The sequence below is a fragment of the uncultured Amaricoccus sp. genome (genome assembly GCF_937858865.1).
Classification (GTDB): Bacteria; Pseudomonadota; Alphaproteobacteria; order Rhodobacterales; family Rhodobacteraceae; genus Amaricoccus.
The window spans coordinates 1-12,149 of sequence record NZ_CALLYO010000326.1; the positions used below are offsets into that span (position 1 = coordinate 1).

General features: G+C 69.8%; 11 protein-coding genes. 5 read left to right on the forward strand and 6 right to left on the reverse strand.

Annotated elements, in window-relative coordinates; translation table 11 throughout:
* Positions 1 to 229: glycosyltransferase (locus Q0112_RS09205; protein WP_297974307.1), on the reverse strand; the 229-nt coding region annotated here is incomplete at its 3' end.
* The gene (locus Q0112_RS09210; protein WP_297974280.1) at positions 226 to 1,389 is read right to left on the reverse strand and encodes a putative peptidoglycan glycosyltransferase FtsW; all 1,164 of its coding nucleotides are present in this window, start codon (positions 1,387 to 1,389) and stop codon (positions 226 to 228) included. The genes Q0112_RS09210 and Q0112_RS09205, both read right to left, overlap by 4 nt.
* Positions 1,390 to 1,664: 275 nt before the next feature.
* Here Q0112_RS09210 and Q0112_RS09215 point away from each other — a divergent pair, with 275 nt between their 5' ends.
* The 4 genes from Q0112_RS09215 to Q0112_RS09230 are packed head-to-tail and all read left to right on the forward strand — an operon-like array spanning position 1,665 to position 5,722.
* On the forward strand, positions 1,665 to 2,648 hold the full coding sequence (locus Q0112_RS09215) for a sialic acid TRAP transporter substrate-binding protein SiaP (RefSeq protein WP_297974282.1): 984 nt from the start codon (positions 1,665 to 1,667) through the stop codon (positions 2,646 to 2,648).
* A gap of 57 nt (positions 2,649 to 2,705) precedes the next feature.
* Complete coding sequence (locus Q0112_RS09220) at positions 2,706 to 3,281, forward strand: TRAP transporter small permease (protein WP_297974285.1); 576 nt, start codon at positions 2,706 to 2,708, stop codon at positions 3,279 to 3,281.
* 3 nt (positions 3,282 to 3,284) lie between these two features.
* On the forward strand, positions 3,285 to 4,694 hold the full coding sequence (locus tag Q0112_RS09225) for a TRAP transporter large permease (protein ID WP_297974287.1): 1,410 nt from the start codon (positions 3,285 to 3,287) through the stop codon (positions 4,692 to 4,694).
* The gene (locus Q0112_RS09230; RefSeq protein ID WP_297974290.1) at positions 4,691 to 5,722 is read left to right on the forward strand and encodes an L-idonate 5-dehydrogenase; all 1,032 of its coding nucleotides are present in this window, start codon (positions 4,691 to 4,693) and stop codon (positions 5,720 to 5,722) included. The genes Q0112_RS09225 and Q0112_RS09230 overlap by 4 nt, the downstream gene beginning before the upstream one ends.
* A 109-nt stretch (positions 5,723 to 5,831) precedes the next feature.
* On the opposite strand, the gene Q0112_RS09235 is transcribed toward Q0112_RS09230, so the two are convergent.
* The gene (locus tag Q0112_RS09235) at positions 5,832 to 6,980 is read right to left on the reverse strand and encodes a carboxylate-amine ligase (RefSeq protein WP_297974293.1); all 1,149 of its coding nucleotides are present in this window, start codon (positions 6,978 to 6,980) and stop codon (positions 5,832 to 5,834) included.
* 124 nt (positions 6,981 to 7,104) lie between these two features.
* On the opposite strand from Q0112_RS09235, the gene Q0112_RS09240 reads away from it, so the two are divergent.
* Positions 7,105 to 8,124 carry a Gfo/Idh/MocA family oxidoreductase gene (locus tag Q0112_RS09240; protein ID WP_297974295.1) on the forward strand — a complete coding sequence of 340 codons (1,020 nt, stop codon included), beginning with the start codon at positions 7,105 to 7,107 and terminating at the stop codon, positions 8,122 to 8,124.
* Here Q0112_RS09240 and Q0112_RS09245 read toward each other — a convergent pair.
* From Q0112_RS09245 to Q0112_RS09255, 3 genes are all read right to left on the reverse strand, one after another.
* A complete protein-coding gene (locus tag Q0112_RS09245; RefSeq protein WP_297974298.1) occupies positions 8,121 to 9,224 on the reverse strand; it encodes a DUF2235 domain-containing protein in 1,104 nt (367 codons plus the stop codon). The two genes, Q0112_RS09240 and Q0112_RS09245, sit on opposite strands and share 4 nt — an antisense overlap.
* Positions 9,225 to 9,642: 418 nt before the next feature.
* Complete coding sequence (locus Q0112_RS09250) at positions 9,643 to 10,905, reverse strand: MFS transporter (RefSeq protein WP_297974301.1); 1,263 nt, start codon at positions 10,903 to 10,905, stop codon at positions 9,643 to 9,645.
* A gap of 27 nt (positions 10,906 to 10,932) precedes the next feature.
* A complete protein-coding gene (locus tag Q0112_RS09255; RefSeq protein ID WP_297974304.1) occupies positions 10,933 to 12,033 on the reverse strand; it encodes a TIM barrel protein in 1,101 nt (366 codons plus the stop codon).
* Positions 12,034 to 12,149: the final 116 nt, after the last annotated feature.

Sequence of the window (12,149 nt, forward strand, 5' to 3'; positions counted from 1 at the left end):
GCGGCTTGGCGGTCAGGCGGGTGAGGAGGCTCCCCTGGGCTAAGGTCGCCGCCGGCGTGGCGCGCCGCTCCACCTCGGGCGGGAAGCCGCCGGCGTAGCGCGCCCCGCGCGCGTCGGTCGCGAGCCGCACCCGCCAGCCGCGCGCCAGCATCTCCTCGGCCAGCGCCTGCGCCGGGAACATGTGCCCGCCGGTCCCGCCGGCGGCGATGACGAGCAGCGGCGCGCTCAGCGGGCGACTCCGAGGATGTCGTCGAGCTCGTGCTGCGGCCGCTTGCGGGTCATCGCCAGCAGCACCCCGAGCCCGAGGCCCGCCGCGATCAGCGAGGAGCCGCCGTAGGAGATGAGCGGCAGCGTCATCCCCTTGGCCGGCAGCAGCCGCACCGCGACGCCGATGTTGATCATCGCCTGCATGCCGAGGAGCACCGCGAGCCCGGTCCCGGCGAGCCGGATGAAGGGGTCGCGCTCGCGGACGAGGCGGAGCATCGAGCGGACGACGATCGTCGCGTAGAGCAGCATGATCGCGACGCAGAGGATGAGGCCGAACTCCTCGGCGGCGACCGCGATGATGAAGTCGGTGTGCGCGTCGGGCAGCGTCCATTTCACGCTGCCGTTGCCCATGCCGACGCCGAGGAAGCCGCCCTCCTGGATGGCGTTGGTGGCATAGCCGATCTGGGTCAGCGGATCGACCTCGGCCGACAGGAAGCCGTCGATGCGCCGCGCCACATGCTCGGAATTCTCGTAGGCGAACCAGCCGGCGCCGAGCACCCCCGCCCCGACCGTCGCGAGGAGGAGGACCGGTGCCCCGGCCGCGAAGTACATGAGCCCCCAGGTCGCGATGATGAGGCCCGCCTGGCCGAAGTCCGGCTGGAGCGCGAGGACGGCGGCCAGGGCCACGGCGACGACGAAGGACATCGACTTGCCGGGCGGCCCCTTGATGTCGTAGCTCGCCGCCATCAGCCAGGCGGCGAAGATGGCGAAGCTCGGCTTGAGGAACTCGGCCGGCTGCACCGAGATCACCCGCAGCGAGTACCAGCGCACCGCCCCCTTGCCGAAGTCGGTGCCGAAGACCGGCAGCAGCGCGAGCGCGACCACCGAGACGCCGAAGGCCAGCACCCCGGCCCGGCGCAGGCGCAGCGGCGACATCATCGAGACGACGAGCAGGAGCAGCAGCGAGAAGACGCCGAAGGCGGCCTGCCGCCAGACGTAGTGGAACGGATCGAGCCCGTTCCTGACCGCGAGCGGCGGCGAGGCCGCGAGGCCGAGCAGCGAGCCGATCAGGAAGAGGCCGACGATCGCGGCCAGCGACCAGCGGTCGACGGTCCGCCACCATTCGGGAAGGATGGGCTCGCCCGGCTTCGCCGGTGCGGCGCCATGGACCATCTCGGTCATCGCCAACTGCCCTTCATCTGCCTGTCCGCCCTCCGCCCGGAGTTGCCCCCCGGTGCGCGGTCGCCTCGCGCGCAACTCTAGCGATAACGGACCTTCAACGCCAGCCCCGCGATGACCGCGCCACCCGCCGGCCGGTTGTCCGCCGCCTTGTCCATCGCCGGGCGGACGCCCGCGCCGCGGAATCGCCCCCGCGGACGGATTCCGCCTTGACGCAGGCCGCTTTCCCCGCGGAAGAGGAAGCAGGTCACCAACGAGACAATATCGGGAGGAACACCATGCTCAGAACCGTCGCGCTCGCCGCGTTCGCCACCGCGGCGCTCGCGTCCACCAGCATCGCCGCGCTCGCGCAGGAGAAGCTGAGCTGGGCGCACGTCTACGAGACCAGCGAGCCCTTCCACACCGAGTCGGTCTGGGCCGCCGAGCAGATCAAGGAGCGCACCGACGGCCGCTACGAGATCACCGTCTATCCGGCCTCCCAGCTCGGCAAGGAGGCCGACATCAACCAGGGCCTGACCCTCGGCACCGTCGACATCATCATCTCCGGCTCCTCCTTCGCCGCCCGCGAGTTCGCGCCGATCGGCGTCACCTACTATCCCTACATCTTCCGCGATGCCGACCACCTGCTCGCCTACACCAGGAGCGACGTCTACAAGGAGCTGACCGCCGGCTACGAGGAGGCCTCCGGCCACCATATCACCGCGACGACCTACTACGGCACGCGCCACACCACCGCGAACAAGGAGATCACCCAGTGCTCCGACCTCGACGGCGTCAAGATGCGCGTCCCCGACGTGCCGGCCTACCTCGCGATGCCGCAGGCCTGCGGCGCCAACACCGCGCCCATCGCCTTCGCCGAGGTCTACCTCGCGCTGCAGAACGGCACCGTCGACGCGCAGGAGAACCCGCTCACCACCATCGAGGCGAAGAAGTTCTACGAGGTGCAGACCAACATCGCCCTGACCGGCCACATCGTCGACCACCTCAACACCATCGTCTCCAAGTCCCGCTGGGCCTCGCTCTCCGACGAGGACAAGGCGATCTTCACCGAGGTGATGCAGGAGGCCGCCGAACGCGCCACCCAGCAGATCGTCGCGCGCGAGGCCGAGCTGGTCGAGGAGTTCAAGGCCAAGGGCATCAACGTCACCGAGGTCGACAAGGCGACCTTCGAGGAGGCCGTGCTCGAGAAGAAGCCGGTCGAGAGCCTCGGCTACCGCCAGGCCGACTGGGAAGCCATCAAGGCGATCCAGCCGGGCTCCTGATCCCGGCGGCAAATATCTCCGGGGGGCGCGGCGCCCCCCGTTCCCTGGAGGACAGGCATGAGCGAGCCGGAACAGCACAGCCCGATCACCGCCGAGGAACTCGCCCAGGCCTTCGAGGAGGAGGAGGCGCCGGCCGACCTCTCGCCCTACTCGGTCGAGGACTGGGTGACGATGGCGGTCTTCTGGGCGATGTCGGTCTGCGTCTTCCTGCAGTTCTTCACCCGCTACGTCCTGAACGACAGCTACGCCTGGACCGAGGAGATCGCCATCAACTGCCTGGTGGTCACCGTCTTCCTCGGCTCGGTCTGGTGCGTGCGCATGTCGCGGCACATCCAGGTCGACATCCTCTACCGCTGGCTCTCGCCGCGGCCGGCGCGCGTCCTCTCGACCGTCGTCGACCTCATCCGCATCGTCTTCTTCGTCTATGCCTGCTGGCTGCTCTGGCGCTACGTCCACCTCGTGCACCGGGAGCGGATGGTGACCGTCGACCTGCCGCGCTGGCTCCTCTATTACGCGGTCCTCGCCGCCTGGGTGCTGATGCTGCTGCGCTCGATCCAGGTCGCCGTCGCCAACTGGCGCCGCGGCTACTCGGTGCTCGAGCGCCCCGAGGCCTTCGACGGGCTGACGGGCTGACCCATGACCCTCCTGATCGGTTCCTTCCTCGGCCTGATGCTGATCGGTCTGCCGGTCGCCATCGCGATGTTCGTGGCGTCCGCCCTCTACCTCCTCTTCTACGGGGTCGCTCCCGACATCATCATGGCGCAGCGGATGATCGCCGGAATCGAGAGCTTCCCGCTCCTCGCCGTGCCCTTCTTCATCCTCGCCGGCAACCTGATGAACATCGCCGGCGTCACCGGGCGCATCTACTCCTTCGCCGTCGCGCTCGTCGGCTGGATGAAGGGCGGCCTCGCCCAGGTGAACATCATCGGGTCGGTCGTCTTCGCCGGCATGTCGGGCACCGCGCTCGCCGACGCCGCCGGCATCGGCACGATCGAAATCAAGGCGATGAAGGACCACGGCTACCCGGTCGAGGCCGCGGTCGGCGTCACCGCCGCCTCCTCCACCCTGGGGCCGATCTTCCCGCCGTCGCTGCCCTTCGTGATCTACGGCATGATGGCGAACGTCTCGATCGGCGCGCTCTTCATGGCGGGCATCCTGCCCGGCGTCGTCATGACCATCCTGATGATGGTCACCGTCGCCGTCTTCGCCGCCCGTCGCGGCTGGGGCTCGGACGCGCCCTTCGACGTCCGCCGGCTGGCCGAGGCCGCGCTCGAGATCGTCATCGTCTCCTGCTTCCCGGTCCTCATCTACTTCCTGGTGCTCGCCGGCCTGTCGATCAACGTCTCGGTGCTGATCGCGCTCGTGCTGCTGGTGGCGCTCGACTGGTATTTCGACTGGTCGGCGGTGATGGCGCTGATGACCCCGATCATCCTGATCGGCGGCATGACCATGGGCTGGTTCACCCCCACCGAGGCCGCCGTCGCCGCGGTGATCTGGTCGCTCTTCCTCGGGCTCGTGCGCTACCGCACCATGACGCTCAGGACGCTCGCCAAGGCGAGCTTCGACACCATCGAGACCACGGCTTCGGTCCTCTTCATCGTCACCGCCGCATCGGTCTTCGCCTGGCTCCTCACCGTCAGCCAGGCGGCGCAGCTCGCCTCCGACTCGATCCTGTCGCTGACGCAGAACAAGTGGGTGTTCCTCATCCTGCTCAACCTCGTCCTGCTGATCATCGGCTGCTTCCTCGACACCATCGCCGCCATCACCATCGTCGTGCCGATCATGCTGCCGATCGCGCAGAGCTATGGCGTCGACCCCATCCACTTCGGGTTGATCCTGACGCTGAACCTGATGATCGGCCTGCTGACCCCGCCGGTCGGCGTGGTGCTCTTCGTGCTCTCGCGCATCTCGAAGCTCTCGATCGAGCGGACGACCCTGGCCATCCTTCCCTGGATGATCCCGCTCTTCGCCGCGCTCATCATCATCACCTTCATCCCGGCGGTCACCCTGTGGCTGCCGATCCAGATGGGACTGCTCCAGCCATGACCAGCGCGCTCGCCGCCACCCTCTACGGCCCCGAGGACCTGCGGCTCGTCGACCGTCCGCTCGAGGCCCTCGCCCCCGGCCTCGTCAGGGTGCGCTTCGCCGCCGGCGGCATCTGCGGCTCGGACATGCACTATTTCCGCCACGCCCGCACCGGCGACTTCGTCGTCACGGCGCCCCTCGTCCTCGGCCACGAGATCGCCGCCGTCGTCGAGGCGGTCGGCGAGGGGGTGAGCGGCCTCGCCCCCGGCACCCGCGTCGCGGTCAACCCCTTCCGCCCCTGCGGCAGCTGCCCGCGCTGCGCCGAGGGCCGGGCGAACCTCTGCGAGAACGTCTTCTTCATGGGCTCGGCCTCGAAGACCCCGCACATGCAGGGCGGCTTCGCCGCGCTCTTCGACACCACCCCCGGCCAGTGCGTGCCCGTCCCCGACCACGTCCCGCTCGAGGCCGCCGCCCTCGCCGAGCCGCTCGCCGTCTGCCTGCACGCCGTCGCCCGCGGCGAGGTCGCCGGCCGCAGCGTCGCGGTCATCGGCGCCGGCCCGATCGGGCTCCTCACCTTCCTCGCCGCCCGGCTGAAGGGCGCGGCGCGGGTCACCGTCGTCGACGTCGCCGCCGCGCCCCTGCGCTTCGCCTCCGACCTCCGCGCCGACGCCGTCGTCGATCTCTCCGCCGACGCGGACGGCCTCTCGCGCCTGCCCGCGCCCGACGTCGTCTTCGAGGTCTCCGGCACCGCCGCCGGCCTCGCCTCGGCGATCGCCGCCGCCCGCCGGGGCGGCGTGGTGGTGCAGGTCGGCAATTTGCCCGGCGGGCCGCTCGCGGTGCCGCTCAACCCGGTGATGGCCAAGGAGCTCGACCTGCGCGGCTCCTTCCGCTTCGACGCCGAGTTCGCCGAGGCGGTCGCGCTCATCTCCGCCGGCAAGGTCGACGTCCTCGCCCTCGTCACCGCCCGCCGCCCGCTCGCCGACGCCGTCGCCGCCTTCCGCCTCGCCCTCGACCGCAGCCAGAGCGTCAAGGTCCTGCTGACCGCCTGAGGCCCGTTAACGAAGCTTGCCATCCGGTTAAGCGCGACCCGGATAATCCAGCAAAAACAACGATGCACCCGGGTGGGCACGCGTGCCCACCCCGTGCCCCGGGCACGCCTCAGGCGCCCGGCCCGTCCGGCGCCACCGACTGCGCGATCAGCCAGTCCACCACCTCGATCTGCGCCTCGTGGTCGCCGGTCCCCCGCTCCAGCGCGGCGTGATAGACCCGCAGCTGCTGGTCCGCGCTCGTCCCCCGCCGCGCCATCACCCGGGCATGCTCGACCTCCGCCACGCACCCGAGCCCCTCGGCATGCGGCCGCAGCAGCTCGACCAGCTCGTCGACCAGCTCGGCGAAGGGCACCACCACCCGCTTGCCGAAGTCCGCCATCTCCGCCTCGACCCCATAGCGCTGCGCCCGCCACTTGTTCTCGAGGATCAGCAGCTGCCGATAGTGCCGCCAGCGCAGGTTGCTGTTCTTCAGGTGTGCCAGGAACGACAGGATCGCCTGATAGAGCGCCGCGACCGTCAACCCATCCTCCGCCCAGGTGCAGATGTCGCAGATGCGGATCTCGAGCGTCGGATGCTTCGCACTGGGGCGCAGATCCCACCAGATCTTCGACGGATCCGTCACCATCCCCGTCTCCGCCAGCACCCCCAGCATCTCCTGCCAGTCGTTCCAGCTCTCGAAGATCTCCGGCAGCCCCGACCGCGGCAGATCGCCGATGATGATCGGCCGGAACGCCTTCAACCCCGTGTCATGCCCCTCCCAGAAGGGCGACGACGACGACAGCGCCAGGAGGTGCGGCATGAAGTAGCTGACCTGGCTCATCAGATCGACCCTGAGATCCGGATCCTCGATCCCGGCATGCACGTGCATCCCGCAGATCGCCATCCGCCGCGCCAGGCTCCGGTGCTCGGCCCCGAGGATGCGATATCGCTCCATGTCGACCGGCACCGCGTCGCTCCAGTGCGCCCAGGGGTGGGTCGAGGAGGCGATCATCCGCATCCCGAACTCCCGCGCCGTCTCCGCCACCGCCTGCCGCAGCTCGAGCAGCTCCGCCCGCGCCTCGCCGATCGTGGCGCAGACCCCGGTGCCGACCTCGACCTGGCTCTGCAGGAACTCGTGCGTCACCCGCTCGCCCAGCCGCTCCTTGCAGCGGGCCATGAACTCCGGCGGCTGGGTGTTGGCGAGCGCGCGCGTCTCGGGGTCGACGAGCAGATATTCCTCCTCGATCCCGATCGAGAACTTCGGTCCGTGGCTGGCCATCCCCTGTCCCTTCCGGATGCTTCCCGCCAGCGTCACGCATCCGCCCGGCCTGTCAAGCGGCGGCTTGACCCCGAAGCCTCCGCCGCCGAAACCGGGACGCGCATCGGAACGGCCGGGAGGAGCCATGCAGCCCCTGGGGATCGGAATCGTCGGCCTCGGCATGGTGGCCGACATCCACGCCCGCGCCCTCGCCGAGCTCGGGGGCGTCATCGAGGTCCGAGGCGTCTTCAGCCGCGACCCGGCCCGGCGCGCCGCCTTCGCCGCCCGCCACGGCCTCCCCGCCGCGCCCTCGCTCGAGGGGCTGCTCGCCGACCCGAAGCTCGAGGCGATCCTTCTCCTCACCCCGCCCGACGCCCGCCTCGCCATCGTCGAGGCCGCCGCCCGCGCCGGCAAGCACGTCCTGACCGAAAAGCCGCTCGAACGCACCACCGCGGCCGCCACGGAGATCGTCGAGCTCTGCGAGCGCGCCGGGGTGACCCTCGGCGTGGTCTTCCAGCACCGGATGCGCGCCGCCGCCCGCGCCCTCGCCGACCTCGTCCGCTCGGACGCGCTCGGCCCGCTCGCCGCCGTCCAGGTCGCCCTGCCCTGGTGGCGGCCGCAGGCCTACTACGACGCGCCCGGCCGCGGCACCTACGCCCGCGACGGCGGCGGCGTCCTCATCACCCAGGCGATCCACACCCTCGACCTCATACTCTCCGTCACCGGCCCCGTGGCCGAGGTCGCCGCCATCGCCGGCACCACCCGGCTCCACCGCATGGAGGCCGAGGACTTCGTCGGCGCCGGCCTCCGCTTCGCGAACGGCGCACTCGGCTCCCTCGTCGCCACCACCGCGGCCTTCCCCGGCCGCCCCGAATCGATCGATCTCTCCTTCGCGGCCGGCAGCGCCCGCCTCGAGGGCGGAACCCTCGTCGTGACCCGCCTGGACGGCAGCAGCGAGACCGTCGGCTCGACCGCCGGCACTGGCGGCGGCGCCGATCCCATGGCCTTCCCGCACGACTGGCACCGCGACATAATCGCTGATTTCGCCGCCGCCATCCGCAGCGGCCGCCCGCCCGCCGTCCCCGGCCGGACCGCGCTCGAGGTGCACCGTCTGATCGACGCCCTCGCCCGCTCCGCCCGCGAGGGCCGCGCGGTCGCGGTCTAGATTTGCCCGGCCAGCCGCCGGAGCGGCCGCGGCCGATAGCCGGGATCGCCGCGCCAGCGGCGCACCGCCGCCTCGGCCAGGTCGGCGAGCCGACGCGGCCCGCTGCGGTCGGCACTGTCGAGCATGAGGAGGCGTCGCAGCAGCGGCTTCGGCGTCACCAGCGGCCCGAAGCAGTCGCGCCCGGCCCGCCAGGCGCCTGCCGCCGCCGGATCTAGCGCCAGCCCGCGGGCGGCCGCGCCCTCAGCCACCCAGACGAGCGCCTCGTCCGAGAGCGCCGTCACCGCCGCGCCGCCGCCAACCGAGCCGTGATCGCCGGGGAACCAGCGCTGCGCATAGGACCCCTCCCCGCCGTCGTTCATCGCCTCGAGATTGTCCCAGAGCGTCGGCGGAAAGGTCCGTCGCCGCTCGTCGATTGCGACCGCATGGCGCGCGGCGCGCACCAGCCCGGAGAGGTTGGTGTCGTGGAAGGCGAGCCCGCGGTTCAGCCGCCGCGCCAGCACCAGGTGCTCGGGTACGCCGAGCGCGCCCACCGTGTCCCAGACCCCGACATAACGGATGGCGAGCGGATGCCCCTCCGGCAGCCCCTGGCGCGCGCGCCACGCCGGCTCGTGCGCCCCGGTCGTCACATGCGCCGAATGCGCCGCGCGAAAGGCGAGCGCCGCCGGGCTGTCGGGTCCCGTCTCGGGCGCCCGGGCGCGGTAGAGCGCGACCGCCGCCGGCAGAGCGGCGGCATGTCTGCGCTCGAGGATGCCGCAGTTTCGCACGAGCCCGACCAGCGAGCGGGCGGTGAAGGCGCCTCGCGAGAAGCCGAAGATCTGGATCTCGTCGCCCGGCGCATAGGCGAAGACGAGAAAGCGATAGGCCGCCTCCAGCGTCGCGAGCAGCCCCTTGCCGAGGAGCCCGCCCAGCACCCGGTCGGTTGCCTGCGCCAGCCTGCCGGTGCCGCGCCCCGTTCCCACCCCGTCGAGATGGCAGACGACCTGCGCCACCCCGTCCGGCGCGACCGGCAGCACGGCCTGGGCGAGCTTCGCCACGTTGGTCGGATAGGGGGCGTCGAGACGGTTCCACGTCCCGTCGCAGGCGATGACGATGCGTTTCATGCGCGCGCTCCGGATCGCCGCGCGCTGGGCCGCCCCTCGCGAGGCGATCATCAAGGGTTGGCTCGGGGAATGGGAGGGCTGCGACTCTAGCCGCAACTCCTTAAGCCGCCCCTACCTCGCCCCGGCGGCTCCCGCATCACCTTCGTGAAGATCAGGTCAGAGCGGCGTGCAAGACGGCTGAAGAGGAACGATTCCCCGCAGGCTTGCTTTGTGATTTCAACCTCGGGCGGAACATGGGCCGCCGACGTCATCTACTTTAAGATCGTGACGCGGCATGCCGACCCTCTTCCTCGTTCCTCAACGAAATCAGCGCAACCGCCTCTCGCTCATCCATCTTGCGCACAGGTCTCAACTGGAAAACCCAGCGGCGAGCGATCGCCGCTGGGAAAGAACCCTGGCACACGAGGGTCCGGCACGATCAAGCCTGAGATGTGGCCTCGGCGACAGCGGTCCCGCCACTCACCGAACGATGCAGCAGGCTTGCGACCATGAAGCCGATCACCGCCAGGAAGCTCATCAGGCCGAACACGTAGGTGTAGCCCTGCTCGCCGGGGAAGTGGTCGAGGATCGACCCGTAGATCACGTAGGCGAACATGCCCGGCGCATAGCCGATGAGGCAGCCGATGCCGAAGGCCGAGCCGGTGATGCGCGAGGGGATCCCGACCTCGCTCATCGGGGCCCAGAAGACGCCGCGCATGGTGAAGACGATGAAGGCGAAGGAGAGGGTGGCTGTCATGGCCGGGAAGATGAAGCCCGCGCCCGTGGGCAGGGCGAGGATCACGCCCATCACCGGCAGGAGCGCGACGAAGGCCCACTTGAGGTAGCGGCTCGAGCTCTTGAACTTCTTGTCCGCCATGAAGCCGCCGGCCGGACCGCCCACGACCTTGAGGAAGTACTGGTTGATGATCCCGTAGGCGCCGACGAGCGCGACCGGGAGCCCGTACATGTCCTTGAGGTAGGGAATGAAGTAGGTCAGGCCGCAGTAGACGATGTAGACCATGAACACGTTCAGGCTGACCAGCCAGATGCCCGGAACCCGCGCTGCCTCCATGAGACCCGCAAGGCCGACCGGCTCCTTGCCGTCGTCGCTTGCTCCCTTGCCGTCGCTCAGCAGGAACCAGGTGAGCAGGCCGGCGCCGATGTTGATCGCCGAGTAGAACAGGATCGCCGACTTCAGCCCCCCGGCGCCCGAGCCCATCACGACAAACACGCCGAGCGCGGCGAAGGCGACCAGGGTGTCCACGACGCCGCGGCCGCCTTCGAGGAAGCCGAACATCCGGCCCTGCTCGTCGTCATCGCCGAGGGTGCGGATCGCCTTGAGCAGCGAGGGAAAGAAGAAGCAGTCGGCGCAGACGGCGAGCAGGGCGAAGACGATCACCATCGCCCCGAAGGGCGGAAACGTCGCCATGTAGAGGCCGAGAAGGCCGGCGCCGGTCAGGCCCACGGGAATCAGCCGGCGCGGCTCGTAGCGGTCGGCCAGAAAGCCGCCGACCACGAAGAGGAGCGTGGAGACGATGGCGTTGACGCTGAGCAGGGTGCCGATCTCGGTGTGCGTCAGGCCCATGTTCTCCTGCATGGGCACATAGAACGCATCCTTCAGGAACGCGAGCTTGTAGATGGTCCCGCCACCGAGGACGAGGACGATGAACCTGAGCCATTTGGCCCTGGACGCGGTTGTCATAGCAATTCCTCCATGGGTTCTTGTTTGTCAGGCGGTCAGCCGCCGGGGCGCGCTGGCGGTGGCGTGGCCGGCCTCGGCCAGAACGAGATCGGCGAGGACACGCAGCTCTCCGATCAGCCCGCGAACGTGGCGGACCTGGTTCTCCGCCCAGCGATGCTCGTCGGCGATCATCCGGTCGAGCGAGTAGCCGGGCGGAAGGTGGGTCTCGCTCATGTCGCGGTAGGGGATGAACGGATCCTCGGCTTCGTCCGACTGGCGGAAGGCCGGTGCGACATAGTGGTTCTCCTGCTCGAGCGCGAAGGCGATCACCTGGGGCTCCGACTGGCCGAGCATCAGGAGCTCGAACAGCATGCGCGCATCCGGCAGGTCATCCTCGGGGCTCCCCTGCAGCACACCGTAGTGACCGCAGCCGTTCTGCTCCGGGACGATGCGGACTCCCTTGAGGTGCACCTGGCGGATATAGGGCGCGAGGGCCCGCAGGGCCGGCAGCGGCCTCTCTCCGGCGTTGATCATGTTGCCGAAGTCGAAGAGCGCATTCAGGCGCGGGTTGCCGATCCGGCGCAGCAGCTGCGCGATCTCGAAGCTCTTCAGCTCCTCGTGCTGCTCGAAGTCGAAGTTCAGGTCGTAGGCGTCGGCGAGTTCGCCCAGGTAGCGGAGGTCGGCCTCGATCGTTGTCATGACGGTGGACAGCATCCCCTCGTAACGGGAATAGACGCGGATGTTGCGGCAGCCGACGGTCCGGGCGATGTCGACGGCCCGGTCGACATCCGCGCGAAGCGTGGTGCTGATCTCCAGGTGCACGTCGAGCCCGAGGGCATCGGCCTTCTCGCCGAACGCCCGGAGCTCGTCCGCCGTCATCCGCGACAGGCTGTTCTCCTCGCCGTCGAGCACGTGCAGGCAGAGGCCATGCAGTTCGTGGCGATAGGCGAAGTCGAGCAGGTCCGTGGGCTTGGCCCGCCCGTGCGTGAGGTTGGTGAGCAGCGGATAGCCATGGGCGAACAGGCGCATGGCATCGATCCGCTCGACGAGGCGCGCGGCGAGAGATGGGGTCAGCAGCGGAGGCGGGGCCTCGTCTTCGGCATTTCGGCGCAGCAGATCCGCGAAGCGGGCTTGGACGGCGTGCATCATGTCACTCCTGGAAAAGGGCTGGCTATCCTCTGCCTGCGCTTACCCGGGGACGGCCTTCGACGATCTAGCCACTATCGCTGAAACACGGTGGCCACTTGCAGACGGCGAGCCTCCAA

What these genes read in the sequence shown, in the direction of transcription:
- Q0112_RS09210 (WP_297974280.1), bottom strand. Translation starts at nt 1,389, where the DNA reads ATGACCGAGATGGTCCATGGCGCCGCACCGGCGAAGCCGGGCGAGCCC.
- Q0112_RS09215 (WP_297974282.1), top strand. Translation starts at nt 1,665, where the DNA reads ATGCTCAGAACCGTCGCGCTCGCCGCGTTCGCCACCGCGGCGCTCGCG.
- Q0112_RS09220 (WP_297974285.1), top strand. Translation starts at nt 2,706, where the DNA reads ATGAGCGAGCCGGAACAGCACAGCCCGATCACCGCCGAGGAACTCGCC.
- Q0112_RS09225 (WP_297974287.1), top strand. Translation starts at nt 3,285, where the DNA reads ATGACCCTCCTGATCGGTTCCTTCCTCGGCCTGATGCTGATCGGTCTG.
- Q0112_RS09230 (WP_297974290.1), top strand. Translation starts at nt 4,691, where the DNA reads ATGACCAGCGCGCTCGCCGCCACCCTCTACGGCCCCGAGGACCTGCGG.
- Q0112_RS09235 (WP_297974293.1), bottom strand. Translation starts at nt 6,980, where the DNA reads ATGGCCAGCCACGGACCGAAGTTCTCGATCGGGATCGAGGAGGAATAT.
- Q0112_RS09240 (WP_297974295.1), top strand. Translation starts at nt 7,105, where the DNA reads ATGCAGCCCCTGGGGATCGGAATCGTCGGCCTCGGCATGGTGGCCGAC.
- Q0112_RS09245 (WP_297974298.1), bottom strand. Translation starts at nt 9,224, where the DNA reads ATGAAACGCATCGTCATCGCCTGCGACGGGACGTGGAACCGTCTCGAC.
- Q0112_RS09250 (WP_297974301.1), bottom strand. Translation starts at nt 10,905, where the DNA reads ATGACAACCGCGTCCAGGGCCAAATGGCTCAGGTTCATCGTCCTCGTC.
- Q0112_RS09255 (WP_297974304.1), bottom strand. Translation starts at nt 12,033, where the DNA reads ATGATGCACGCCGTCCAAGCCCGCTTCGCGGATCTGCTGCGCCGAAAT.